The following is a 23995-nucleotide window of genomic DNA, read 5'->3' as shown; positions in this document are numbered from 1 at the left end:
CCAGCTTGTCCCACGGAACCTTCAGCAAGGGGGGTGCCACAGGAATGCGCTGGCAAGAGATCCAGGCTCCGCGCGCTTTACGCGGCGCTCTCCCAGACGAACCCGTCCGGGTCGGTGAAGGTGCCGTTGGTGCTGCCGAGGATGACCTGGTGCGCGCCGGTGCCGTCGTCCGGGACGCCGAGATCCTTGGCCAGGGCTCGGCGCTTGTACAGCGCCAGCTTGAGGGGGCTGGACTGGCCGGAGGCGAACTCGGCGTACTTGCCGCCGAAGCTCTTGCTGACGCTCAGGCCCTGTGCGACGTAGAACTGCTTGGTGGCCTTCACGTCCTCGACGCCGAGCAGTAGAACGACCTCGTCGATCTCGCCCGTCGCAGGGCCGGTGTCCTTCCTCGCCGAGGTCGCGATCTTCCAGGTCGTCCCGTCGGGGGCCTGGACGACACCGCCGTAACCCCACAGCGACTTCGCGGCGGGCTTCAGTACCGTCGCGCCGGCGTCCACGGCGGCGTCGACGAAGTGGTCTACGTTGGTCGGCCTGGAGACTGTGAGGGCCAGGGTGAAGCCGCGGAATCCGGTGGAGGGTGCCTGGGAAGCTTGCAGGCGTATGTGGGTGTTCACGCCGAAGGCGGTGTAGAAGCGGCGGGCGGCTTCTGGGTCGGCGACCTCAAGGGTGACTGACGCGAGGAACGTGTGGGCTGTGGTGGAAGCGGTGGTTGCCATGACCATCACGCTAGGGGCCGCACGGCGGCCAACGCTTCTCGAATCCTGACCGGTCCCACCGTACTGGCCCGAACGATTCGACACCCTCGCGTTGCTGACCGCCATGGCCGTCAGGACCGAGCACATCACGTTCATGTCTAACCGTCACCAACCAGACCCTGCTTTATGCGATGCACCCGGACGCGGGCAGCCGACTGATCGGCGGATACATGGTTCTCTAATCCATCGGCAGCGCCATCGGTGTCACCGCCGCGACCTCGCTCTACACTCTGGCCGGCTGGGGCGGGTATGCGCACTGGGCGCCGCGTTCAGCTGCCTCGGGCTCGCGCTCTGGGCGTTCACGCGATACATCCCGGGCCCCAGGACCTGGCCTCTCGTCATCACGGGAAGCAGGGCACTGCGGCGGTGCCGACCCGGCGGTGCGCTGCACCCGGCGGTGCGCTGCACCCGTCGGCGCCGCCGCACCGCTCCCCGCTGTGAGCTGCACGCCGGCCGGGCAGGACGGTCACGATCAGGTCGAGGAGGTCGGGGGTACGGTCCGCGACCAGCGAGCTGTGCCGGTCAGGCGCGAGGAGGCCTGATTGGTCACGGACTCGCGGCAGGCGCGACGAGTCGGGCCACGGCCTGGTCCAGAGAGGTAGGTGGATGACCGAGGACTTCTTGGAGATCCCCGGTCTGGAGTTCCAGGGCGCCGGACCGGACCAGCCCATGGAGCCAGCCCATCGCGCCAGGTGCCTGCTCCGACTCCTCGCGGAGGACGACTGCCGTGCCACGGACCCGCTCGATGCTGTGCGCCAGTTGCGGATACGTCCACAGCGGTCCGGTGAAGTCGTAGCCACGGCCCAGGTGTTGGTCCCCGCCGGTCAGTACCTGTGCGGCGGCCTCGGCGAGATCGGAGCGGAACGCCGTGTTGAGACCGCGCCCGCCGGTGGGGTCGGACAGGACGCCGGAGTCAACGGCCGAGGCCAGGCTCGCCCCCAGGAACGCCTCGCTGTAGAAGGGGTGCCGCAGCACCGTCCAGGGCAGACCGCTGCGTAGCACGGCCTGTTCTGTGGCGTGGTGTGCCTCGGTCATGCCGCCCGCGCCACGGTCAGCGCCCAGGAAACTGGTGTAGGCGACGGCGCCGACGCCGACAGTCCGTGCCGCGTCCACAGCGGCCAGGTGCTGGCGGATGCGATCCGCAGGCGCCAGCACGGGGGAGGAGATGAGCAGCAGCCGCTGCGCTCCGTCGAACGCCGTGCGCAGACTCGCGGGATCGTCGTAGTCACCACGGCTTACGCCGACACCGCGGTCGGCGAGGTCGGCGACGGCCGCCGGATCACGTACCGCGACGGCCACACGGTCGGCGGGGACCCGGGAGAGCAACTGGTCGATGACCAGCCGCCCCAGGGAACCGGAAGCGGCCGAGACGACGATCATCAAGAGACTCCTTGTGGCAACGGGTGAAGGCGACACCGGCCGGCGATGCCACCGCGCGGGCGCCGCGAACCGCATCAAAGAGGTGCCCGACCAGCTGCGAGTGCGTCAGCGCCTACGCCGTGGCACCAAGCACCGAGCCCCGCCGCGCGGGGACGCTACCAGGCGAGCCGTCTCCGCAGCCCCTCAATTTCATGCGGCAGCGGGCATGCGCGAACCCGGGAGAACCTGGCCGACGGTAGTGAATACCCGTCACTGTTCCTCTCGCGGCGAAGGGGATCCGGTCGGCTCGACGCTCGGGAAAGTACCGTACGGCGATGTGCGGTGCCACCGCCGCTCGTGCCCCCGGTGGTGTGGCGGCTCCCCGTCGATACCGCACTTCTGGATCAGGTGACGGTCCAGTCGCGCAGCTGGCGGGCGAGTCGGGCGACGCCGAGCACACCGGAGGCGGCGTCCCGCACGAGGGCGACGGCCGCCTTGGGCTGGTAGTCGAGTTGTCGCGCGTGCAGGATCAGATAGGCCTCGGTCGCATGCCAGGCGAAGGCTTCGTTGGAGTGCTCCAGGCACGGCAGCTTCGCCAGGGTCTGCAGCAGCGCGGCGGCCTTGAGATGCAGAGACCCGTAGATGTCGTGTTCCAACGCCCGGGCGTTGACCCGGGCGACCGCGGCGTACAGCGGTCCGAGGTCGTCGACCTGCGGATCACCGTCGAGCAACTCGGCGGCGTGCAGCAGGAACGTGACGTCGAGCGGGCGGAGCGGTGGTTCCGGCTGGGTCACGCGGCGTGGCCCCGCTCCTGGTGCTGCTCAAGGTCGCGGCGCGCCTCCTGCTCGGCCGCCCGCTGCTCGGTGCTGGGGTCCGTACTGCTGGGCTCGGCCGCGAAAGCCGCGCCGCTGCGGGCCATGGACGCCTGGAAACCGTCGAGGAACTGCCTCTCCACGGCGGTCGCACGGTCGTAGGCGGCGGAGAGGATGAACTCCTGCATGCTGACTCCCGCCTGCTTGGCCGCTGCCGCGATCGCGGCCCGCTGTCCGGGGTCGGGGAAGCGCAGGTTCATGGCTGTTTTGGCGTCCGGCATGGTAGTCACGGTACCAGTGGTACCAGGCGCTTGTCCTGGACTCGACGCGAACCGGCCCAGCCCCGGCCGTGGGAGGAAACGCGTCCGCCGAACCGTCCTGAGGGGCCCGTGTTCTCACGGGCGAACGCGGATGATCGTCTTTCCCTTGCGTCGTTCGGTCGGGTTGAGCGCGGCGACGGCATCGTCGAGGCTCGCGACGTGGTCGATGTTCGTGCGCAGTCGTCCGTCCCGCACCCGCTGCACGATCTCACCCAGGTCGGCACGGTCGGCCTCGACGACGAAGTCCACCGCCAGGCCGGAAGCGGGCCGCGCTTCGACCGGGCCCACGATGGACACCAGCGTTCCGCCAGTCTTGATCAGGTCGGCGGACCGCTTCTGAATGTCGCCGCCGATGACATCGAAGACGAGATCGACGCCGCCGACCTCTTCCAGCGCGTCGTTCTCGAGGTCGACGAACTCATGGGCGCCGAAGTCGAGTGCCTTCGCACGGTCGGCGCCGCGTCCGGTGCCGATGACGTAGGCGCCGGCCTCACGTGCGAGCTGGGTCACCATCGTCCCGACCGCCCCGGCCGCGCCATGGGCGAGGACGGTCTGGCCCGCCTGAAGGCGGCCGTGCTGGAACAGCCCCTGCCACGCGGTCAGGCCTGAAATCGGCAGGGACGCGCCTACCGTGAAGTCGACGTCGCCGGGCAGCGGCGCGAGATTGCGTGCTTCGATCGCCACGAACTGCGCCAGGGTGCCGTCCCGGTGCCAGTCGGCGAGGCCGAACACCCGCTGCCCGACCGACAGCCCCGTCGTGCCGTAGCCGAGGGCGGTGACCACTCCGGCCAGCTCGTGGCCGGGGATCGACGGTGTCTTGTCACGGCCGGCGCGATCGACCCAGGTCGATGGCCACTCCATCTCTGTCGGGACGAACCCCGACGCATGGATCTGTACAACGACATCGTTTATCGCGGCCTGCGGCTCGGGCCGCTCCACCAGCGTCATCCCGGCCGTTCCCGCGGCACGGTCCGTCACCACGATCGCTTTCATGAAAGTCGTCTCCTCGGTCACTGTTGCTCGCCGGTCGTCACCTCCCCGACTTTAGGAGCGGAGTAGCCCAGGACTGTGGTCCATTTCGAGGGCAGATTCGTGGGCCACTTCGGGATTGAGCCTGCACACCGAGTCGGCGGACCGGCACCCCCCGGGGGCGCGGTGGCACTGCCGTCGATGGTCGTTCACGGACAGCTCTTCCCGGTCGCGTCACATTGCGATGTGATTGAGGAGAAGTCGTGAAAGGGTGAGTGGAAAGCCCGTCGGGGGCGGGTTCAGCAGCGGAGGACGTGGAAGTGGACTGGGCTGGTTTCGCCTTGCAGATGGCGTCGATGTCGCGGGAGCTGCTGGCGCAGGAGACGGTGGACGGCACGCTGGAGCGGATCACCGCGTCGGCCACCGAGCTGGTGGAGGGGTGCGACGCGGCCGGCGTTCTCGTGCTGCGCGGCAAGCGGGTGGAGACCCTTGCTCCCACCGACAAGGTCGCCGTCGTCAGCGACCGGCTCCAGGACGAGTTGGGGGAGGGACCGTGTTTCGACGCCGCCCTCCCCTCGAACAGTGAGAGGGTCCTCCGCATCCGGGATCTGGCCAGCGAACAGCGCTGGCCCGCCTACACCCCGCAGGCCCGCAAGCTCGGAGTGGGCAGCATGATGGGCTTTCTGCTGTTCACCGAGGACGAGAACCTCGGCGCGCTCAACCTCTACTCCCGCACACCCGGCGCGTTCACGCAGGACAGTGAGACGGCCGGCTGGCTGCTGGCCTCCCACGCCGCAGTCGCCTACTCCAACGCCCGCACCCAGGCCCAGATGGAAAAGGCCGTCGCCACCCGCCACCTCATCGGCGAAGCCATGGGCATCCTCATGGGCCGCCACCACCTCACCGACGACCAGGCCTTCGACGTGCTGCGCCGCTCCTCGCAGGAGAACAACATCAAACTCCGCGAGGTCGCCCGCCGGATCTGCGAGGACGGCAGTCTTACCTGACGTGGCCTGACCAGGCGACTTCCCCGGCTCGGGTCTGAACCGGAGAAGCCTTGGCCGAGCCGGCCCCATGGAAACCTGACCCGGCCTGCCCTTCAAGTCCCCAGCTTGATCAGGCCCACACCTCGCGAGCCCGATCCAGTCCCATGCGCTCCGGACTGTCCTGGACCGAGCGCATGACCCCGGCGCTGCGTGAGGGCACCACCGGCGGCTCCTTCCCCGTGTGGAGGCGACCGCAGCACCGCTCGCCGCCCGACTCGGCTGAGTCGACGCAGCGCCCCTTCCGCCCGTAGCCGCCCGCCCTGGCCGGACTGCATCTGCGCGGGTCCGTCAGACGATCGATCGCGCTACTTTGACTCCGTCGACCGAATTCGCGTTCGGTCATGCCTTCCCCAACTCGGAACTCGGCGTCATACAGGGAGCGTTGACCGGTTACGGCAGCGAGGAGACGGGTCTGTGGCGCAGCTTCGTGGGCAAGACCCCTGGCGGTTGCTGCTGGTCGAGGACGACCGGGAACTGGGTGTCATGCTCTCCGAGGTACTGCAGGACGAGGGGTACTCGGTCGATGTCGCCGTGGACGGTCAGCACGGCCTGCATCTCGGGCTGGCGCGCCGCTACGACGTACTGGTCGTCGACCGGCGCCTTCCAGGACTGGACGGCCTCGACCTGCTGGGCCGGCTGAGGTCCCGTGCGGTCCGTACACCCGTCATGCTGCTGACCGCCATGGGCACGGTGCACGACCGGGTCGACGGCTTGGACGCCGGAGCGGACGACTACCTGGTCAAGCCCTTCGAGCTCGATGAGTTCAGCGCCAGGCTACGGGCGTTGCGCCGACGGGCGCTCGAGACGGCCGATCTGCTCAGGATCGGCTCGGCGATCCTGTTCGTCGGTCACCGGGAGGTGGAACTCGCCGGCGGGGAGCGGATCGCGCTCGCGGCGCGGGAGTTCGAGCTCCTGTGGGTGCTGGCGTCCCGTCCCGAGACCGTGTACTCGCGGGCGGAGTTGCGCCGGGCCGTCTTCCATGAGGCGCCCGCCTCGTCCATCGTCGACACCTACGTCTACTACCTGCGCCGTAAGTTGGGCCGGCAGGTCGTGCGCACGGTCCGTGGCCTGGGCTACCGCCTGGGGGCTCTGTGAGGGCGTCGGCGTACGCGGAATGGGCGGCGGTGCGGCGCGCCCGCCTGCGCATCTCCCTGATCACCGGTGGCATCATCACCCTCCTCGTGACGATGGTCGGCGGCGTGGCACAGGCGGCCATGACACACGCGCAGAGCGAGCAGGTGCAGCGGGAGCTGCGCTACGGCGCGGCACACGGCGACCTGTCGAGCCCTCCGGTGTGCACCTGGCTGTACGCGCCCGATGCCATGCCGCTCGCGAACGCTCCGGCCGGCTTCCCGGTGCGCACCGACATGGAACGGGTGCGCCGAGACCGGGCGGCGCTGGAGCGCACGGTACGGCGCAACGGCACGGTCTACCTCGTACGTACACAGGCCAGGGCGGACGGCGACGTGGTGCAGGCCGTGTTCGACATGCGCTACCAGCTCGCCGACCGACGGTATCTGTGGTCGGCGCTGGGCGTCGCCGAGGTGGTGGGCCTGATCGCCGCCGCGGTGACCGGCGCGGTGCTGGGCCGCCGGGCCGTCGCGCCGCTGGCCGAGGCGCTCGCCCGGCAGCGCCGCTTCGTCGCCGATGCCAGTCACGAGCTGCAGACCCCGATCACCCAGGTGTACACGCGGGCGCAGATACTGTCGCGGCAGGCGGCCGCCGCCGACCTGCCGGCCCGGCACCGTGAGGGGTTGGCGCGGCTGGTCGGCTCCGCGGGGCGGCTCGGTGAGGTGCTCGACGACCTTCTGCTGTCGGCGAGTCTCGCCGCGGACCCGGCACGGCAGTCGGAGCTGCGTCCGGTGGAACTGGTCGGGCTGGCGCGGTCGGTGGTCGCCGACGAGTCGGACCACGTGAAGAGCAGCGGCCTCACGGTCGACGTGCACGCTCCGCCGTATCCACTCATCGTCCGCGGTGTCGAGTCGGCGCTGCGCCGCGCCGTCGGCGAACTGCTGGTGAACGCGATCGGTCACACCCCGGACGGTGGACGGGTCGAGGTGCACCTCGCGCACGATCGCGGACAGGTCGAGCTGACCGTCTCCGACACGGGGAGCGGGTTCGAACCGGCCGACGCGGAGCGGCTGTTCGAGAGGTTCCACCGGGGCGAGGGGGGCGGGCGCTACGGACTGGGCCTCGCGCTGCTGCGCGAGGTCGTGGCGCATCACGGGGGTGCGGTCGTGGCCACGGGCCGCCCGGGGCGCGGCGCCCGGTTCACCATCCGGCTCCCGGAACTTCCGTCGGCCGCCCCGGACCCGGCGCGGGCGGTCACGCGAGGCCGGTCGTGGCGAGCAGGCGTGCCGCGGCCCGGACGTCGGCATCCAGTGGACGATCCTCCTCGACCGCGGGAATCGTCTCGGTGAGGGCGTCGAGCAGTTCCCGGCACCGGGGCGCGGTGGGCACGCGCGCTCCGACGTACGCGGCCTGGCGCAGCCCGACGGCCAGGGAGCCGATCAGCAGCGCGAGCAGCTCGGCCATGTCGTAGGAGCGCAGGGCGGCCTGGGTGCCGAACGGGACGACGTCCTGGTTGTGGAGGTTGGTCGGCAGGCTCTGCATCCCGGCCGGTGTCGCCGCGCGTCGGATCTCCGCGACGAAGGAGGTGGTGGCCAGCTGCACGCCCTGCAGTCCGTGCTGCTGACCCGGTGTGGTGGCGAGCATCGGCGGGAGGCCGCCGTTGCGTGCCGGATCCACCAGGAGGTCGAGCTGGCGCTCCGCGAGGTTGCCCAGCTGAGCGGTGACGGAGGCCAGCAGGTCGGCGGCGAACGCGGCGGGCTGCCCGAAGAAGTTCCCGCCGTGCACCACTTTTCCCGGCCCGGTGTCGTCCTCGCCGGGAAAGAACAGCGGGTTGTCGCTGATGCCGCCGAGGTCCGCGGTCACGACGCCGTCGACGTACCGCAGGGCGTCCTCCGCTGCCCCGAGCAGCTGCGGGGCGCAGCGGATGCTGTAGGGCTCCTGCAGAGGCCGGGTGCCGGAGGGTGTGGCACCGGTGAGAGCGTGGCGCATCCGTGCTCCGACGTGGGCCGCGCCGGGATGTCCGTAGGCACGCAGCAGGTCCTCGTCGAGGAAACCGGGGTCGCACCCGAGCAGGTCGGCCAGCAGACAGGTGAGGTCGCACAGGGCACGGTGTGCGGCGCGGACGGCGTGGTGGGCCAGGGCGGTGGCGGCGGTGGTGACGGGGGTGCCGTTGACGAGGGCGAGCGCGTCGCGGCCGTCGAGTGCGAGGGGGCGCAGTCCCGCGGCGGTCAGGGCTTCGGCGGCGGGCATCCGACGGCCGTCGACATAGGCGTGCCCGCGGCCTCGCAGCGCCTGCGTGGCGTAGGCGAGCGGGATCAGGTCGCCGCTCGCCCCCACCGAGCCGTAGCGGGGCACGGCGGGGGTGAACGTCGTGGCGAACAGGGCGGTGAGACGCTCGACGACCTCGGCGGACACGCCCGAGAAGCCCTGGGCGAGCGACCGGGCGCGCAGCAGCAGGGCCGCGCGCGTGATCGCCGGGGGAAGGTCGGGGCCCTGGCCGGCGCCGAGATGCGCCAGGGTGTTGTCGCACTGGTCTGCCTCGTCCGCCCGGCCGGCGTAGCCGACCAGTGCGCCGAACCCCGTGGTGGCGCCGTAGATGGGGCTCTCCTCGCCGCCCTCGCCGTGCCGCAGGGCGCGGAAGAGCCGTCGGCTGTGGTCGATGCGCGTGCGGGTGCGCGCGTCCACCGTGACGGTGAGCGGCAGCGCCGCACGCGCCAGGACGGCGGAATCCAGCGGGCCGGTCAGCGAGACGGTGTCCGTGGTGGTGAGCACGGCCCAGAACCTAGGCGGGGAATCTCAGAGCGTTCTGAAATCCGGTGGATAGCTTCCGGGCCATGGCGCACGACTACCTGATCATCGGAGCGGGACCCGCGGGACTGCAACTCGCCGCCTCCCTGGAGTGCGACGGCGCGGACTACGTGGTCCTGGAGCGCGGAAGCGTCCCCGGAGCGTTCTTCACGCGCTTCCCCCGCCATCGCCAACTGATCTCGATCAACAAGGTGCACACCGGATACGACGATCCGGAACTGCGGCTGCGCATGGACTGGAACTCGCTCCTGAGCGACGATCCGGAGCTGCTGTTCACCCGCTACAGTCCCCGCTACTTCCCCGCGGCCGACGACATGGTCCGCTACCTGTCCGACTACGCCGCCCGCACGGGGGTGCGAGTGCGGTACGACACCACGGTGACGCGGGTGTCCCGCGACGGTGACGAGGGGGACTTCGCCGTCACCGACCACACCGGTGCGGTGAGACGGGCCCGGCGCGTGGTCGTCGCCACCGGCGTCTTCCAGCCGAACCTGCCGGCCGTCCCGGGCATCGAACTGGCCGAACGCTACGACACGTTCGACCCCGACCCCGAGTCCTTCACCGACCAGCGCGTCCTGATCATCGGCCGGGGCAACTCGGCGTTCGAAACGGCCGACAGCCTGATGGAGAGTGCGGCCGTCATCCACCTCGTCGGATCGGGGTCCCTGCGTCTGGCGTGGAAGTCGCACTACGTGGGGCACCTGCGCGCGGTCAACAACAACTTCCTGGACACCTACCAGTTGAAGTCGCAGAACGCGCTTCTCGACGGCAGGGTTGTGGAGATCCGCAGGGAAGCCGGCGGCTTCTGTGTCCCCGTGTCGTTCGAGCGGGTCGACGAGGTGGTCAAGGACCTCCACTACGACCGGGTGATCGTCGCGACCGGTTTCCGGTTCGACACCTCGATCTTTGACGGCACCTGTGCTCCGGACCTCATCGTCGACGGCCGCTTCCCCGCCCTCACGCCGGTGGGGGAGTCGGTCAACGTGCCCGGCCTGTACTTCGCCGGGACGCTGACCCAGGGACCCGATTTCAAGAAGTCCACCACCGGTTTCATCCACGGCTTCCGCTACGCGGTCCGCGCCCTTCATCGTGCGCTGCGTGCGCGCCACCACGACGAGCCCTGGCCGGTGACGGAGTTGGGCGACGCTGTCGAGACAGCCGCCGACGCGGTCATCACCCGCGTCAACCGGTCCTCCGCCCTGTGGCAGCAGTTCGCCGTCCTGGGGGACCTGCTGCTCGTCGCCCAGGACGGCAGCCTGCGCTACGCCGAGGAGGTTCCCGTCCGCCACGTACCGGACGCCGTGCGCGGGGGAGACTTCGGGCCGGTGGAAGCACACGCGGTGATCACTCTGGAGTACGGCGCGGACCACGACCTGGTGGATCCCTTCGACGTCACCGCGGGGCGCAAGTCGCAACAGGACAGGGCGGGCCTCGACGGCCGGTACCTGCACCCGGTCGTGCGCTGGTACCGGGCCGGGGAGTTCGTCGCCGAGCACCACATCACGGAGAACCTGGAGAACGAGTGGGACAGCGAGGAGTTCCACCGCGCCCCGCTGCGCGCGTTCCTCGCCGACCATCTCCACCCCGTCGCACCGGTGACCCCGTGACACTGCGCGCCCTGCACGACACGGCACGCAAGGTGCTGGACCGCGTGCACTACGACTACGCGGCGGGCGGGGCGGGCGAGGAGCGCGTCCTGGTCGCCAACGAGCAGGCCTTCGACCGGTACGCGCTGCTGCCCCGGACACTGCGCGGCAACGCCGAACGAGACACCACCGCCTGCCTGCCGGGTGCCCCTGAGGCCTCGCCGGTGATCGTCGCGCCCACCGCGTTCCACCGGCTGATGCATCCGGACGGCGAGCGTGCCACGGCCCGTGCCGCCGCGGCCGAGGGAGCCGTCCTCGTGACGGGGACGGCCGCGACCGTGGCGGTCGACGCCGTCGTCGCCGCGGCCCGCGAGGTGACCCCGGATCCGGCGGTGTGGTTCCAGCTGTACCTCCACCCCCGCCGTGAGGTCACCGAAGCGCTCGTACGGCGCGCCGAACGAGCGGGCTGCACCGCGCTGGTGGTCACCGTCGACTCGCCGGTGTTCGGCCGGCACACCAGGGATCTCCGCAACGGATTCACCGACCTGCCCGCGGGGTACGCCGCGCAGAACATGCGGGACCTGCCCGGCGCCGCGCCCGGCGCCCTCACGGACATTCCCATGTCCGCGACCCCGACGTGGCGGGACTTCGAGGAGGTCACGCGCATGACCAGACTTCCCGTCCTGGCCAAGGGGATCCTGCATCCGGCGGACGCGCCGGCGGCGCTCGAACACGGTGCGGCCGGGGTGATCGTCTCCAATCACGGGGGCCGTCAGTGCGACGCCGTACCCGCCGCACTGGACTGTCTGCCGGCGGTCGCCCGCGCCGTCGCGGGCCGTGTACCGGTACTGGTGGACGGCGGGGTGCGCCGCGGCAGCGACGTCGCCGTCGCCCTCGCGCTCGGCGCCACCGCCGTGGGGGTGGGCCGTCCGGTGCTGTGGGGTCTGGCCGGCGGGGGAGAGGCAGGGGTCCGGGAGGTGCTGGCGGTACTGCGCGACGAGTACGACCACACGCTCGCGCTGTGCGGGGGACGCGGTAACGCCGATCTGTCGAGGGACATGGTCGTCCGCAAGGGGGACACGTGGTGAGGAGCGCGGCCAGGCGGGCCCCGGGGGACACGTGGTGGTTGCCTCGCGCGGTGGTGGCGCTGCGGGGACGCATCTTCGAGAAGGTCAACGGCGACCGCACGGTGACACTGCCCAACTCCGTTCACGGTCCTGAGGTGTTCGAGCGGGTCTACGCCCACCCGGCGGCGAACGGGCGCAGCGCCGGGGCGGGACTCTCCGACCTGTTCTGGTACTGGCTGTCGCCGGGACCCGAGGTGCACCAGGAGCACCTGGAACCCGGTGAGCGCTACGAGGACGTGGCCGCGACGACCCGGCACATTCTGGCCGGGAGTTCGGGCGACCTCATGGCGGCGGCCGCACGAGCCGTCTCCCGCGCCCTGGACGACCTTCCGGAGCGGAGCGCCGGCCTTGTCCGCCTGCGCGACCTGGTGATGCCCGCCTGGGCGGAGTTCTGCTACGAGTTGGTGTTCCAGGAGCCGTGCCCGCCGCACGCCCGCGATCTGATCACCGCACACGCCGACGATGTCGTCACCGCCCTGAAGTGCACCGGACTGCGCCACCCCAGGCGGCGGGCCCGGCTGACCGAGTACCTGCGCGGCAGGGTCGCCGCCGGTGACGTGCCGCACCCGCTGCCGACGACCCTGTCCGCCGCGGAACAGGTCCACTACCTCCAGGGCACGATGTTCAACACCGCCGTCGTGCAGCTGTCGGAGGCCACCGCGCACGTCCTGCTCGCCCTGGCCCGTCACCCCGAGGTGCAGCAGCGCGTCGTCGACGACAGGGAGGACGACCGCTACCTCACGCGGGTGCTCGACGAGACCATGCGGCTGTATCCGCTGTTCGGCATCGCGCACCGCATCACCACGGGCGAGATCCCGCTCGACGAGGACACCGTGCTGCCGCCCGGCACCGTGGTGTGCTTCAGCTACCCCGGCTACCACGCCACGGGATACGACCGGCCCGACACGTTCGACCCGGACCGCTGGGCCTCCCTGTCCACCAAGGACGCCCACCACATCCCCTACGGCATGGCGGCCAACCGCCCCTGCCCGGCCTGGCGGATGTCCCCCCTCGTCCTGCGCGCCGCGGTACGGGAGGTGCTGCGCCGGTACCGCCTGGACTCGACGGCCCCGCACACGCGGTCCATACCGCACCGCGCACCCTGTCTGCTCATTCCCCGGGACATGACCCCCGCGCCGGGCCGCGTCAAGGTGCTGCGCCGGTACATGCGGCTGCGCAACGGCGTGGAGGACGTCACACGGGGCCTGCGGCAACTGGTGCTGGGGACGGTCATGGTGCTGCACGCCCGTCGGCAGCGTCTGGCGGGCCGCTACTTCGAGGAGCATCCGATCGGCGGGTGCCCCGTTCCCCCGGCACACAGCGGCGACGAACAGCACCGCCCGTCACCGCCGCACCTCCCCACACGTCGCTGACGAACACAGGAGCCCGCCGTGCCCCCCACCACCTTCCTGGCAGCCACCACCGACAAGAACCTCGAACTCGTCCTGCGGGTCCTGCCCGCCGTCGTGGTCATCCTCGCCGCGTCCGCCGTCTGCGGCCGCCTGGCCCTGTGGGTGAAACAACCGCGCGTGCTCGGCGAGATGGTGGCCGGTGTCCTGCTGGGCCCCACCCTGTTCGGCGCCCTCTTCCCCGACGCCCAGAAGGCCGTCTTCACCCCTGAGGTGAAACCCATCCTCTACGTCCTGAGCACCATCGGCCTGACCCTGTTCATGTTCCTGGTCGGCGCGGGCTTCGACCACACGGCCGGAAACGGCCGGACGGACACCAAGAACGCGGCCGTGCTCGCCCTGTCCGGCATCGTCCCCTCGCTCCTGCTCGGCGCGGCATCCGGCTACCTGCTCTACGACAAGCTCTCCCGACCCGACGTGAGCTCCTTCGAGTTCGCCCTCTTCCTGGGCGGCGCCCTGTCCATCACCGCCTTCCCGATGCTCGCCCGCATCCTCTACGAGCGCGGACTGGAGAACTCCTCCCTCGGCCGCATGACCCTTCTGGGAGCCTCCGTCGACGACGCTGCGGCCTGGTGCTTCCTCGCCGTGCTCTCCGCCATGCACTCCGGCGCCGGCCTGCCGCACGCCCTGCGCACCATCGGGCTCACCATAGTCTTCACCGTCGTCATGCTCACCGTCGTATCGCGACTGCTGCGACCGATGGGCGCGAAGGTGGCGCGCACCGGCCAGTTCGGCTTCGACCAGATGTACGTCGTCGTGGGCATCGTCCTGCTGTCCGGCTTCTTCACCGACTGGATCGGCATCTACTCCGTCTTCGGCGGCTTCCTCGCGGGACTCGCCATGCCCCGCGACCCGGTCTTCCGCGAGGCCCTGCACAGCCGCATGATGGACATCGTCTGCGTGCTGCTCCTGCCGGTCTTCTTCACCTTCTCCGGCCTCAACACCGAACTGGGCGGGGTCGCCGGCTGGGACATGATCGGGCCGTTCCTGCTGATCTTCGCGGCCGGGTTCATCGGCAAGTACGTCGGCTGCGCCCTCGCCATGCGCGGCACAGGCTTCAACTGGCGCGAGTCCTGGGCGGTGGGCGGACTGATGAACGCCCGCGGCCTCATGATCCTGATCTTCATCAACATCGGCCTCGCCCAGGGCATGATCACCAAGGACGTCTTCTCCATGCTCGTCCTGGTCGCGGTGATCACCACCGCGGGCGCCGTGCCGCTGTACCGCCTGGCCCTGCCCGAGCGCCTCGAACGCGGCATGGCCCGCCCCGAACAGGCGGCCGCCTCCGACACCGCCGGCCCCTCATCGGCCGAGGAGGACTCCGTACCCGCCTGAACCGCGCAATCTCAGAGCCTTCTGAAGTAGCGGCACTAACGTCCCGGCCATGGTGCGCGACTACGTGATCATCGGTGCCGGACCGGCCGGGCTCCAACTCGCCGCTCTCATGGAACGCGACGGCCGGGACTACGTCGTCCTGGAACGCGGCGAGGGGCCCGGCACGTTCTTCACCCGGTTCCCCAGACATCGACAGCTGATATCGATCAACAAGGTGAACACCGGGTACACCGACCCGGAACTCAACTTGCGGATGGACTGGAACTCGCTGCTCAGCGACGACCCGGACCTGCTGTTCACCCGGTACGCCGAGGAGTACTTCCCCCACGCCGACGATCTCGTCCGCTATCTGGGCGACTTCGCGGACCGCACCGGTGTCCGCGTCGAGTACGGGACGGAGGTCGTCCACGTCTCCCGTTCGGAGGATCACTTCTCGGTCCGTGACACGGCCGGCCGGACCTGGCAGGCGCGGCGGCTCATCGTCGCGACCGGTGTCTCCCGGCTCAACGAGCCGGACATACCCGGTGTCGAACTCGCCGAAAGATACGACGAGTTCGACCCGGACCCGCAGACCTTCGCCCATCAGCGCGTGCTGGTCATCGGCAAGGGCAACTCCGCTTTCGAAACCGCGGACGCCCTCATGGCGAAAGCCGCCGTCATCCACGTCGCGGGCCCGCACTCCCTCAAAATGGCCTGGAAGACCCACTTCGTAGGGCATCTGCGCGCGGTGAACAACAACTTCCTGGACAGCTACCAACTCAAGTCGCAGAACGCCGTCCTGGACGGAACGGTGGAGAACATCGAGAAGACGGCCGACGGCACCTTCCGCGTCGTCTTCCGCTACGCCCGGACCACGGAGCGCCTGCGTGAACTGCGCTACGACCGCGTCATCCTGTGCGCCGGCTTCCGATTCGACGCCGACGTCTTCGACCCGGCCTGCCGACCCACCCTCGTGATCGACGGACGCTTCCCACAACAGAACTCCGCCTACGAGTCGGTGAACGTACCCGACCTCCACTTCGCCGGCACGCTGACGCAACAGCGCGACTTCAAGAAGGGCACCAGCGGCTTCATCCACGGCTTCCGCTACGGGACGCGCGCCCTGTACCGCATCCTCGGCGCCCGCCACCACCGCGAACCCTGGCCGGCCCGGCCGCTCACCGCGACGCCGGAAGAGATCGCCGACGCCGTCGTGGCGCGCGTCAACCGGTCCTCGGCCCTGTGGCAGCAGTTCGGAGTTCTCGGCGACGTGATCACGGTGGACGGCGACGACGCCGTCTGCCAGGAGGAGGTTCCGCTGGAGTACGCCGTCGACGGGGGCCTCGGACCCGCCGGACACCGGTTCGTCGTCGACCTGGAGTACGGAGCCGATCACGACGGCAGCGACCCGTTCGACGTCACCCTCCCGCGCGTGACCGAGAACGATGTCGAGCACGCGATGGACTCCAGCTACCTCCACCCCGTCGTACGCCACTACCGCGACGGACTCCTCGACGCCACCCACCACTTGGCGGAGAACCTCGAGAACGAGTGGGACATCCCGGCGGTCCACCAGCAGCCACTCGCCGCGTTCGTCAAGGCATGCCTTGACTGAGCAGTTCCCCGGCCGCCTGCTGGACCTGCTCGACGCGGCGGGCCAGCGCCCGGTGTTCGAGCACGGCGACCAGCTGGTGTCCGGGACCGGGCTGCTCGCGACGGTACGACGTGCGACCAAGGCCCTGCGCACGTACGGCGTCGCCCGCGGGCACGGCATCGGCATGCTCCTCGGCGTGAGCCCCGAGGCGTTCGCCGCCATCATCGCGGCGCACACCGTCGGTGCCCGAGTCGTCGGGGTGAGGCCGGGTCTGACCGCGCGGCAGCGGCAACACGTGCTCGCGGACGCCGACTTCACACTCACCGACGGGTCGTACGACGCCGACACAGGACCATCGGGGAAGGCCCTCGCGCTCAGTGACCTGCTGACGGCCGAGGACGACGGCATCCGGCCCACGCCCCTGGCCCACCCGGGGGACGTCGCCCGGCTCATCCACACCAGCGGCAGCACCGGTCTCCCCAAGGCATGCGCCCAGACCTACGAGGCCATGACGGCGGCCTGGGCGTTGCGGCCGCAGGAGTGGCCTCCCGCCATTCGCGAACTCGCCGAACGCCTCGACCGCTTCCTGGTGTTCGGCACCCTCGCGAGCCAGGTGATGATGGAATACGGGCTCCTCGCCCTGGCCGCGGGGGGCACCCTGGTGACGGCCGAGCAGCCGGGCTTCCCCGGCAGTATCGAGCGTCACCGCGCGACGGCGAGCGTGATCACCGTGGCACGCCTGACGCAGCTCACGGCTCACCAGCGGCAGTCACCGGCGGACCTTCGCAGCCTGCGCGCCCTGATGGTGTCCGGATCCCCGCTGGAGCCGGGACGGCTGAGGGAGGCACTGGACGTCCTGGGGCCGGTCGTCTTCCACGGGTACGGCCAGACCGAGACCGGCATGATCTCCATGGCGACTCCGCGGGACGTGCCGGGTTCGCTGGGCGTGCCGCCCGTCGAGCTGGAGATCCGGGACGCCTCCGGCGCCCCCGTCCCGCCGGGCGCCCAAGGCGAACTCTTCGTGCGAACCCCGGGCCAGAGCACCGGCTACTGGCGAGAACCCGCCCTCACCGCGGAGATCTTCGCCGACGGATGGGTACGCACCCGCGACCTCGGCCGCCTCGACAGCGAAGGCAGGCTGTGGCTCACGGGCCGTGCACGCGACGTGATCATCGTCAACGCCAACCTCTACTACGCGGGTCCCGTCGAGCGGCTGCTCGCCACCCATCCCTCGGTGGCGGAGGCGTACGTCGTCGGAGTTCCAGACGACCGCACGGGCGAAGCCGTGCACGCCTTTGTGGTGCCCGCGCCAGGACGCGTCCCGGAACTACGGGAACTGCGCGCCCTGGTGACGGCGGACCTGGAGGAGGCGAGTGCGCCGACCCGCCTGACCCTCATCGACGAAGTACCGCTGACACCGGCCGGCAAGCCTGACAAGAGGCGGCTCGTCGCTGACGGGACCACCCCCGCGAGCCCGCCACCGCCCTAGCGGCCCGAGCGTGCGTACCAGCGTCCTTCGTGACGGGCCACATGAACAGGACGTCCGAAGCAGACCGTCATGTTGTCCGGGGTGAGGACGCTGTCCACCGGGCCGGAAGCCAGTTCGCGGCCTTCCTTGAGCAGGAAGGCATGAGTGGTGCTGGGCGGCAGCTCCTCCAAGTGATGGGTGACCATGACGGTGGCGAGGTCGGGCCGGTCGGCGGCCAGCCTGCGCAGGGCGTCCACGAGGTCCTCCCGGGACGGGAGATCGAGGGCGTTGAACGGCTCGTCGAGCAGGAGCAGCGACGGATCGGCCATCAGGGCACGACAGATGAGGATCCGCGCGCGCTGGCCGCCCGAGCAGTCGCCGAATCGACGGTCGGCGAGCTCCTTGCATCCGAGTTCGGCGAGCAGCTCATGGGCGCGCTCGCGGGTCGCGGTGTCGTACGCCCGCCACAGTGGCTGCACCGTGCCGGTTGCCCCGGTGAGAACGACGGTGTGGGCGGTGGCGTCCGGCGGGACCTTCTGGGCGGCTGACACCAGGCCGACGCGCGCTCGCAACTCGCGCACGTCAACGCGACCGAGGCGATCACCGAGGACCTCGACAGTGCCGGCGGTGGGATGCATGACGGCCCCGACGAGCCGGAGCAGCGTGGTCTTCCCGGCTCCGTTGGCCCCCAGCAGCGCCCAGTGCTCGCCGGACCGAACGGACCAGTTGATTCCGTCGAGGACGATCTCCTGTCCGGTGGTGCGGCGATGGACAGCAACATCCGTCAGAGCGACGACGGTGCGGGGCTCCCGTGTTTCGATCACACCAGCAGAGTAGTGCTGCATCCGGCAACTCCAGGTGGTGCCGGATCCTTGGTCAGGACCGGGGTTCCGGGAGGAGGGTCCAACGTCCTGCTGGGCGCTGAGTCAGACGGTGCAGGGGTTGATGCGCCCGGGACGGCGGTCCAGTACGCGGCTGAAGAAACGGTGGTGGCATCACTGAAGCGGGTAGTTCCAGGGGACGATCACCAGCACGACGCCCAGCGGCTTCCGGACTACCTTGCGCCTGAGCGCGAAGGAATTGTTCCGGGACCTCGGCAGGGCGCGCAGCGCGGACAACTGGTCCAGCTGCCACCCCAGCGGCCTGGTCCGGCAGCCCTAACCAACGCGAACGGGCGTGGCACGGCCGGCCCGGGTCGGCCACCCGAAACTCTCCTGGCTTCCGCAACCCACGCCGGGGATCTGGCGTCCCACTCCGTGGCGGACGGTTGCAGATCACCCGGGAGAGCGCGTGGCGAAGAAGGACCAGACGACGGATGCGGCGGGGGAGAAGGACCGCGAGAAGTGGATGGCGCGCTTCCAGGTACGGCTGGCCATGCAGCCGGGCGTGGACCGGGCAGTCGTGCTCCAGGCGGTCAAGGAGGTCACGGTGCACTGCGCGGAGACGGGGGAGCACCCGCGGACCGCTTTCGGTGATCCGGACGACTACGCCGTGCAGACCGCCACGCGGCTGGTGCCGGCGGATCGGGCGGCGCACGAGGGGCGGCGCAACGCAGTGGTGGACGGGGTCAGTTCGGTGCTCAAGAGGGTCAGGGACGTCCCCGGCCTGTGACTGGTTGAGGCCTTGTGCCACGGCCCGGCGAGTCAGGCGTTTTCCTTGTGCGGGTGCAGGTGAAGTGCGACGTGCGGCGCGAGTGCGCGAAGGAAGTCGGGGGCATCGAAGATCTCACCGGCGGAGACGACGCCGACGGCCTTGGTACGACCGGTCAGGACGCGCTCCAGCGCCTCGGTGACGAGGGGTGCGGTGACGGCGTAGATGTCCCTGCCGCCGGCGGTGGCACGGCGTTCGGCTCCGCCGGAGCGCACGATCACATCGACGAGGAAGGTCTGATCGGAGCGCCCGGTGTCGTCCGAGGCGGTCGGGGCCGGAGTACGGGCAGAGGCGACGTCGCGTACCGCCTCGGCGTTCATGTAGGTGGTCACGTCGGGGATGGACAGGTGCCGGGCGACGGTGACGACGTCCGCCATCGTGAATTCGCCGATCACCTGCCGGGGCCCCACCGGTTCCGGGAAGGTCCACTGCGAAGTGGGTGCGGCGTCGGTGCGATGTTCCCACCGGCCGCCCTTGTAGCGCAGACGCTGGTTGCCGCGCCGCTCTCGGGAGACCGAGCCCGAGAGCCGGGTGCCGGCGGTGGGGTGCCAGTTGCTGAGCGCGTAGGCGATGTGAGCCTCGTCGGCCTCGGTCCAGTCGCCCATTGCGGCGGTGGCCAGCAGGTCGCCGAGGCCGCCGAAGAAGGCCATGGCGGGGACGACCAGCGCTCCCGCCTGCCGGGCCCGCTCGCCGTAGTGGGCGAAGGTGTCGAGGTTGGCTTCGAGTTCGGCGGCCACGTCCAGGTACGGAATGCTCGCGCGGAGGGCAGCCTCGATCACGGGGCCTGAGGTCGAGGCGAAGGGGCCGGCGCAGTTGATGACCGCCGCTGTCCCCGCCAGGGCCCGGTCCAACGAAGCCGGATCCTCGGCCGATGCCACCCGGGCCTCCAGCCGGTGTCGGCGGGCAACTTCCTCCAGGGGCTGCGCGTTGCGTCCGGACAGCACCGGGACGAACCCCCGCGTGACCAGTTCGGCGACCACGAACCGTCCGGTGTGACCGTAAGCGCCGAACACGGCCACCGACTGGCTTGACCCCACGAGACTCTCCTGTGCACTTGGAAGCCCACCGCGAGTCGAACCTCCGCAGCCTGACGCTCACATCCTGTCCTGGTGGCATCACCGCGCACGACTGTCGGAAACGACATGACGCGTACAGTTTCGGACATGCCTGCTGTCGCACTGGCCGTCACCCACGGCATGCTCCACTACGAACTGTCCGTGGCCGTCGAGATCTTCGGAACCGACCTGACCCACCTCGTGGATCCCTGGTACGACTTCTCCGTCTGCGGAAGCGCTCCGGTGCACATCGGCCGTTTCCGCCTCGACCCCGACCACGGACTTGACCACCTCGTGCACGCGGACACGGTGATCGTCCCCGGCCTGGCCGACACCGACCGCGAACCCACCCCCGAACTGGTCGCGGCGGTACGCGCCGCTCACGAGGCCGGCGCCCGCGTGGCCTCACTGTGCACGGGCGCCTTCGTCCTGGGCGCGGCAGGACTGCTGGACGGCAGGCGCGCCACCACGCACTGGGCCCATACCGGAGAGTTGGCCCGCCGCCACCCGGCGGCCACCGTCGATCCGGACGTCCTCTACGTCGACAACGGTGACGTCCTCACCTCCGCGGGCAAGGCTGCCGCCATGGACCTGTGCCTGCATCTGGTCCGCCGTGACCACGGTTCGGCCAACGCCAACAAGATCGCCCGCCGTCTGGTCGTTCCACCCCACCGCGACGGTGGCCAGGCCCAGTTCATCGCCACCCCTCTGCCCACACCAGGCAACCACCCACTGGACGAGCTCCTTCCCTGGGCGCTGGAGAGGCTGGACGAGCCGCTCACCGTGGAGGACCTGGCTCGCCAGGCCCGCATGAGCTCGCGCCATCTCGGCCGCCACTTCAAACACCTCACCGGCACCACACCACTGCAGTGGCTCCACACCCAGCGCGTCCGCCGCGCCCAGGAACTACTGGAGACGACCAACGCCACCGTGGACACCATCGCCTCGGCCACCGGCATGGGCACCGCAACCACCCTGCGCCGCCACTTCCACCGCAGCGTCGGCGTCCCGCCCGACGCCTACCGCCGCACCTTCCGTCCCTGACGGACCGCCTTCTCCGGGACGCCGCCCTCAGGCGATGTGCGACTTGCACCGACTACCGGTGCAAGTCACAGCGTGCGCAGGTCACTTACCGATGTTCAGCCGGAGGGCGAGGTCGTGCGCGGTGGCGCTGGTGAGGTCCCCGACGTAGGCACCGACGATTTCGAGACGGCCTCCGGTGATCGAGGAGGTCACGGCGGGCTTGCCCCAGAGCTTGCCGTCGATGACGATCGCGAACTCGTTGCGCGGGGCCGGGGCGGCGGCGATGGAACCGGTGAGGGCGGCGAAACGGGTCCGGTCGTCGGGGCCGAGGGTCACCTCGACCTGCCAGGAGCCGTCGGCGACGCTCTTGACGGCCTTCGCGGAGGCGACACGGACGTCGGTCATGCCACTGGCCCGGTCGGCGCGCACGCAGAACGCCGGGTAGGTAGCGCTCGCGTGCACGGTGTACCCCCCGCTGCCGTCGGTGCAGGCGTGCTCCGTGGATGAGGTGACCGGCAGGATGGAGATCAGGTCCACTTTCTCGGTGCCCCTCGTGCCCTCTCCGGCGGGCTGAACCACGTGCGCGCGCTGGGGCGCCCCGTCCGCCACGGTCACCCAGGCGGTGGCGACCGCGGCTGCCGCGACGATGCCGATCCCGGCGCGGGCGAGCCGCTGACGCCGCCGGGCGACCCGCAATGCGTCGTCGGCCAGGCCGACCAGACACGGACCGGCGGCAGCACCGCCACTCTCTTGGACATGGGCGTGCAAGGCATCGTGCAGCAATGTTTCGTGCAGCAATGTTTCGTTCAGCGAGTGTCGGGTCGAGTCATTCATGCGCTGACGCCCCTTCCGGACGCGGCGGAGGAGGATGCCGAGGGCTCTGCCGCGGCCAAAGTGGTGCGGAGGGAGGTGAGGGCTTTGTGGGTCTGGCTGCGGACCGTCCCCTGGGCGACGCCCAGAATCGAGGCGATCTCGGCGTCCGGCCGGTCCTCGAAGTAGCGCAGCACGATCACCGCCCGCTGGCGCTTGGGCAGCCGCTTCAGCGCGGCCATGATGTCCTGCCTCTGGACCACGGTGTCGGACCAGTCGCCGACCTGCGTGGACGGCTGGTCCGGAAGGGTGTCGGTGACCGTCTCCCGTCTCCAGCTGAGAAGTCGGAATCGGTCGACCTGGGCGTGGTACATCGCCCGGCGCACATAGATCTCCGGCTGCTGCCGATCGCGCAGATGCGACCAGCGCCTAGCGGTGGAGGCAAGCGCGGTTTGGAGCAGGTCACGCCCCTGCTCCCAGTCCCCGGTCAGCAGGTATGCCGTGTGCAGCAGCGATCTGGACCGCGCCGCCACGAACTCACGGAACTGGCGTTCCTCGTCGGCGTTCATCATGCCCTCCCTCGTTCCCTGTAGAAGACGGGTACGGAAGGAGGTTCGACTGCCCTGCCGGTCGGACTTTCTCGACCAGGCCACTTTGGGCACGAGCGAGCTGCGGCAGCATCGTGATCGAAGAGGCCTCCACCGCCGCCGCGCTGAAGCTCGTGCCCGGCGGGACGCAGCACGATGCGGTTGAGGATTCGCAAGGCACGTCCGAAGGCGAGTGCGAGAAGCGCCTCGCACAAGGGCCGGTCAGTGCGGGTGCCCGCCAAGGACGTCGCGGCAATGATGGCGATGCCCCGTGCCGGCATCCCTGGGCGGCACCCGTGGCATGATCAAGTTCTCCGATCACGAGGATACGCGTCCGTTTCTGAGTGTCACTGCGAGCCTGCGGCCACCAGCGCCGCGGTGAGGGGTTCGAGCTCGGTGATCAGTTCGTCGAGTTCGGCGGGGGAGAGGGCGTCGTAGGGCGGGGCGGCGAGTTCGTCGGTGAGGGCTTCGATACGTTGTTTGGTGGCGCGGCCGGCGTCGGTGAAGTGGCCGTGGGCGTCGACGAGTCCGCGTTCGCGCAGGCCGTCCATGACCGCGGCCAGGCGCTTTTTGGGCAGGTGGTGGATGCGTCCGAACGACTCCGGGGGATGGATGCCCATGTCCAGCGCGGAGAGCACGTGGGCCTCGGTGCCGCCGATCTGCGCGCCGACGAGAGCGGCGATGTGCCCGTCGCCGCGGTGCTCGCGCAGCATCGTCGCGGAATGCCACAGCCGGGCGACGGGGTCGCTGGGAATTTCCAAGGTGCGCATGCCCGCGTACATCACCCGGCCTTCGGTGGGGGCGCTGGTTGCGGCCTTGGTGGTCAGGTCTGCGGCGCGCACCAGGCCCGGGGAGTGGGTCAGTTCGTCGCCGAGGATGCGCCGTAGGGAGGCCGCGCTGCCGCGCTCGCGCGCGGCGACGGAGGCCTCGGGCGGGATGGTCTCCCAGGCGCTGGGGATGTGGCGTGCGGCTTCTCCGTCGGCGAAGCTGTAGAAGGCCGCGTGCACGACGTGCGCCGGCACGCGTCCCAGTGGGGCGGCGCGGCTGGCGAAGTAGCCGTCCCAGTAGGTGCGGTGGCCCAGTGCGGTCAGTTCCTCGTTGCATTCGTCGGCGGTGAAGGTGACCAGGCAGATCGGCTCCAGGAGTTCGAACATGCGACGGCCGATGTTGGTCGTCGGGTGCAAGCGTGTCGTGTTCACCGGGTTCTCCCTTTGCTAGGTGTGCCGACTTGG

The 23995-nt window shown here is 70.2% G+C and carries 23 protein-coding genes and 1 pseudogene; 12 read left to right on the top strand and 12 right to left on the bottom strand.

From position 1 onward, the window contains the following. Nucleotides 1-77: 77 nt before the first annotated feature. Nucleotides 78-716 carry a glyoxalase gene (locus tag ACIQI8_RS42975; RefSeq protein ID WP_402363961.1) on the bottom strand — a complete coding sequence of 213 codons (639 nt, stop codon included), beginning with the start codon at nucleotides 714-716 and terminating at the stop codon, nucleotides 78-80. A gap of 143 nt (nucleotides 717-859) precedes the next feature. Here ACIQI8_RS42975 and ACIQI8_RS42970 point away from each other — a divergent pair. Then, nucleotides 860-1062: pseudogene (locus ACIQI8_RS42970) on the top strand (MFS transporter); the annotation flags it as partial. Nucleotides 1063-1301: 239 nt separating this feature from the next. On the opposite strand, the gene ACIQI8_RS42965 reads toward ACIQI8_RS42970, so the two are convergent. From ACIQI8_RS42965 to ACIQI8_RS42950, 4 genes are all read right to left on the bottom strand, one after another. Beyond that, nucleotides 1302-2135, bottom strand: a complete 834-nt coding sequence (locus ACIQI8_RS42965; protein ID WP_402363958.1) for an NAD(P)H-binding protein — start codon at nucleotides 2133-2135, stop codon at nucleotides 1302-1304. A 383-nt stretch (nucleotides 2136-2518) separates the two neighbouring features. Further along, a complete protein-coding gene (locus ACIQI8_RS42960; protein WP_402363956.1) occupies nucleotides 2519-2908 on the bottom strand; it encodes a fic family toxin-antitoxin system, toxin component in 390 nt (129 codons plus the stop codon). Further along, complete coding sequence (locus tag ACIQI8_RS42955) at nucleotides 2905-3207, bottom strand: DUF1778 domain-containing protein (protein ID WP_402363952.1); 303 nt, start codon at nucleotides 3205-3207, stop codon at nucleotides 2905-2907. The genes ACIQI8_RS42960 and ACIQI8_RS42955 overlap by 4 nt, the downstream gene beginning before the upstream one ends. 114 nt (nucleotides 3208-3321) lie before the next feature. Next, nucleotides 3322-4239: an NADP-dependent oxidoreductase gene (locus ACIQI8_RS42950; RefSeq protein ID WP_402363949.1), complete on the bottom strand. Its 918-nt coding sequence runs from the start codon at nucleotides 4237-4239 to the stop codon at nucleotides 3322-3324. Nucleotides 4240-4535: 296 nt separating this feature from the next. Here ACIQI8_RS42950 and ACIQI8_RS42945 point away from each other — a divergent pair, with 296 nt between their 5' ends. The 3 genes from ACIQI8_RS42945 (at nucleotide 4536) to ACIQI8_RS42935 (ending at nucleotide 7681) form a co-directional block, all read left to right on the top strand. Beyond that, a complete protein-coding gene (locus tag ACIQI8_RS42945; protein ID WP_402363946.1) occupies nucleotides 4536-5222 on the top strand; it encodes a GAF and ANTAR domain-containing protein in 687 nt (228 codons plus the stop codon). Nucleotides 5223-5675: 453 nt separating this feature from the next. Next, complete coding sequence (locus tag ACIQI8_RS42940; protein ID WP_402363944.1) at nucleotides 5676-6356, top strand: response regulator transcription factor; 681 nt, start codon at nucleotides 5676-5678, stop codon at nucleotides 6354-6356. Continuing rightward, nucleotides 6353-7681, top strand: a complete 1329-nt coding sequence (locus ACIQI8_RS42935; protein ID WP_402363941.1) for a sensor histidine kinase — start codon at nucleotides 6353-6355, stop codon at nucleotides 7679-7681. Before ACIQI8_RS42940 ends, ACIQI8_RS42935 begins: the two co-directional genes overlap by 4 nt. Here the strand turns inward: ACIQI8_RS42935 and ACIQI8_RS42930 are convergent. Then, on the bottom strand, nucleotides 7587-9104 hold the full coding sequence (locus ACIQI8_RS42930; protein WP_402363938.1) for an aromatic amino acid ammonia-lyase: 1518 nt from the start codon (nucleotides 9102-9104) through the stop codon (nucleotides 7587-7589). The two genes, ACIQI8_RS42935 and ACIQI8_RS42930, sit on opposite strands and share 95 nt — an antisense overlap. A gap of 62 nt (nucleotides 9105-9166) precedes the next feature. Here ACIQI8_RS42930 and ACIQI8_RS42925 point away from each other — a divergent pair, with 62 nt between their 5' ends. The 6 genes from ACIQI8_RS42925 to ACIQI8_RS42900 are packed head-to-tail and all read left to right on the top strand — an operon-like array spanning nucleotide 9167 to nucleotide 17659. Continuing rightward, nucleotides 9167-10747 carry an FAD-dependent oxidoreductase gene (locus ACIQI8_RS42925; RefSeq protein ID WP_402363935.1) on the top strand — a complete coding sequence of 527 codons (1581 nt, stop codon included), beginning with the start codon at nucleotides 9167-9169 and terminating at the stop codon, nucleotides 10745-10747. Next, the gene (locus ACIQI8_RS42920; protein WP_402363932.1) at nucleotides 10744-11814 is read left to right on the top strand and encodes an alpha-hydroxy acid oxidase; all 1071 of its coding nucleotides are present in this window, start codon (nucleotides 10744-10746) and stop codon (nucleotides 11812-11814) included. Before ACIQI8_RS42925 ends, ACIQI8_RS42920 begins: the two co-directional genes overlap by 4 nt. Nucleotides 11815-11864: 50 nt before the next feature. Continuing rightward, complete coding sequence (locus ACIQI8_RS42915; protein ID WP_402363929.1) at nucleotides 11865-13226, top strand: cytochrome P450; 1362 nt, start codon at nucleotides 11865-11867, stop codon at nucleotides 13224-13226. A gap of 18 nt (nucleotides 13227-13244) precedes the next feature. Further along, nucleotides 13245-14597 (top strand): cation:proton antiporter, encoded by a 1353-nt coding sequence (locus tag ACIQI8_RS42910; protein ID WP_402363926.1) that lies wholly within the window; start codon nucleotides 13245-13247, stop codon nucleotides 14595-14597. Between the two features lie 49 nt (nucleotides 14598-14646). Further along, nucleotides 14647-16191, top strand: a complete 1545-nt coding sequence (locus ACIQI8_RS42905) for an NAD(P)-binding domain-containing protein (RefSeq protein WP_402363923.1) — start codon at nucleotides 14647-14649, stop codon at nucleotides 16189-16191. Beyond that, nucleotides 16184-17659, top strand: coding sequence for a class I adenylate-forming enzyme family protein (locus ACIQI8_RS42900; RefSeq protein ID WP_402363921.1), 1476 nt, complete (start codon nucleotides 16184-16186; stop codon nucleotides 17657-17659). Before ACIQI8_RS42905 ends, ACIQI8_RS42900 begins: the two co-directional genes overlap by 8 nt. Here the strand turns inward: ACIQI8_RS42900 and ACIQI8_RS42895 are convergent. Together ACIQI8_RS42895 and ACIQI8_RS42890 are read right to left on the bottom strand one after the other, a co-directional pair. Further along, nucleotides 17656-18462 carry an ABC transporter ATP-binding protein gene (locus ACIQI8_RS42895; protein ID WP_402363918.1) on the bottom strand — a complete coding sequence of 269 codons (807 nt, stop codon included), beginning with the start codon at nucleotides 18460-18462 and terminating at the stop codon, nucleotides 17656-17658. The two genes, ACIQI8_RS42900 and ACIQI8_RS42895, sit on opposite strands and share 4 nt — an antisense overlap. Before the next feature lie 171 nt (nucleotides 18463-18633). Then, the gene (locus tag ACIQI8_RS42890; protein ID WP_402363915.1) at nucleotides 18634-18756 is read right to left on the bottom strand and encodes an aldehyde dehydrogenase family protein; all 123 of its coding nucleotides are present in this window, start codon (nucleotides 18754-18756) and stop codon (nucleotides 18634-18636) included. A 172-nt stretch (nucleotides 18757-18928) separates the two neighbouring features. Here ACIQI8_RS42890 and ACIQI8_RS42885 point away from each other — a divergent pair, with 172 nt between their 5' ends. Further along, complete coding sequence (locus ACIQI8_RS42885) at nucleotides 18929-19249, top strand: hypothetical protein (RefSeq protein WP_402363912.1); 321 nt, start codon at nucleotides 18929-18931, stop codon at nucleotides 19247-19249. Between the two features lie 32 nt (nucleotides 19250-19281). Here the strand turns inward: ACIQI8_RS42885 and ACIQI8_RS42880 are convergent, their stop codons facing one another. Continuing rightward, nucleotides 19282-20325 carry a saccharopine dehydrogenase family protein gene (locus ACIQI8_RS42880; protein WP_402363909.1) on the bottom strand — a complete coding sequence of 348 codons (1044 nt, stop codon included), beginning with the start codon at nucleotides 20323-20325 and terminating at the stop codon, nucleotides 19282-19284. A gap of 126 nt (nucleotides 20326-20451) precedes the next feature. On the opposite strand from ACIQI8_RS42880, the gene ACIQI8_RS42875 reads away from it, so the two are divergent. Beyond that, complete coding sequence (locus ACIQI8_RS42875; protein WP_402363906.1) at nucleotides 20452-21387, top strand: GlxA family transcriptional regulator; 936 nt, start codon at nucleotides 20452-20454, stop codon at nucleotides 21385-21387. Nucleotides 21388-21468: 81 nt separating this feature from the next. On the opposite strand, the gene ACIQI8_RS42870 is transcribed toward ACIQI8_RS42875, so the two are convergent. The 3 genes from ACIQI8_RS42870 to ACIQI8_RS42860 form a co-directional block, all read right to left on the bottom strand. Continuing rightward, entirely contained in the window at nucleotides 21469-22200 is a 732-nt protein-coding gene (locus tag ACIQI8_RS42870) for a SecDF P1 head subdomain-containing protein (protein ID WP_402363903.1), read from the bottom strand. Then, complete coding sequence (locus ACIQI8_RS42865; RefSeq protein ID WP_402364083.1) at nucleotides 22197-22745, bottom strand: SigE family RNA polymerase sigma factor; 549 nt, start codon at nucleotides 22743-22745, stop codon at nucleotides 22197-22199. Before ACIQI8_RS42865 ends, ACIQI8_RS42870 begins: the two co-directional genes overlap by 4 nt. A gap of 365 nt (nucleotides 22746-23110) precedes the next feature. Next, entirely contained in the window at nucleotides 23111-23962 is an 852-nt protein-coding gene (locus ACIQI8_RS42860) for a MarR family transcriptional regulator (RefSeq protein WP_402363900.1), read from the bottom strand. Nucleotides 23963-23995: the final 33 nt, after the last annotated feature.

This window comes from Streptomyces sp. NPDC092369, from assembly GCF_044755245.1.
Taxonomy (GTDB): Bacteria; Actinomycetota; Actinomycetes; order Streptomycetales; family Streptomycetaceae; genus Streptomyces.
Note: the sequence above shows the minus strand (reverse complement) of the source record. Positions and strands in the feature narration are given on the sequence as shown.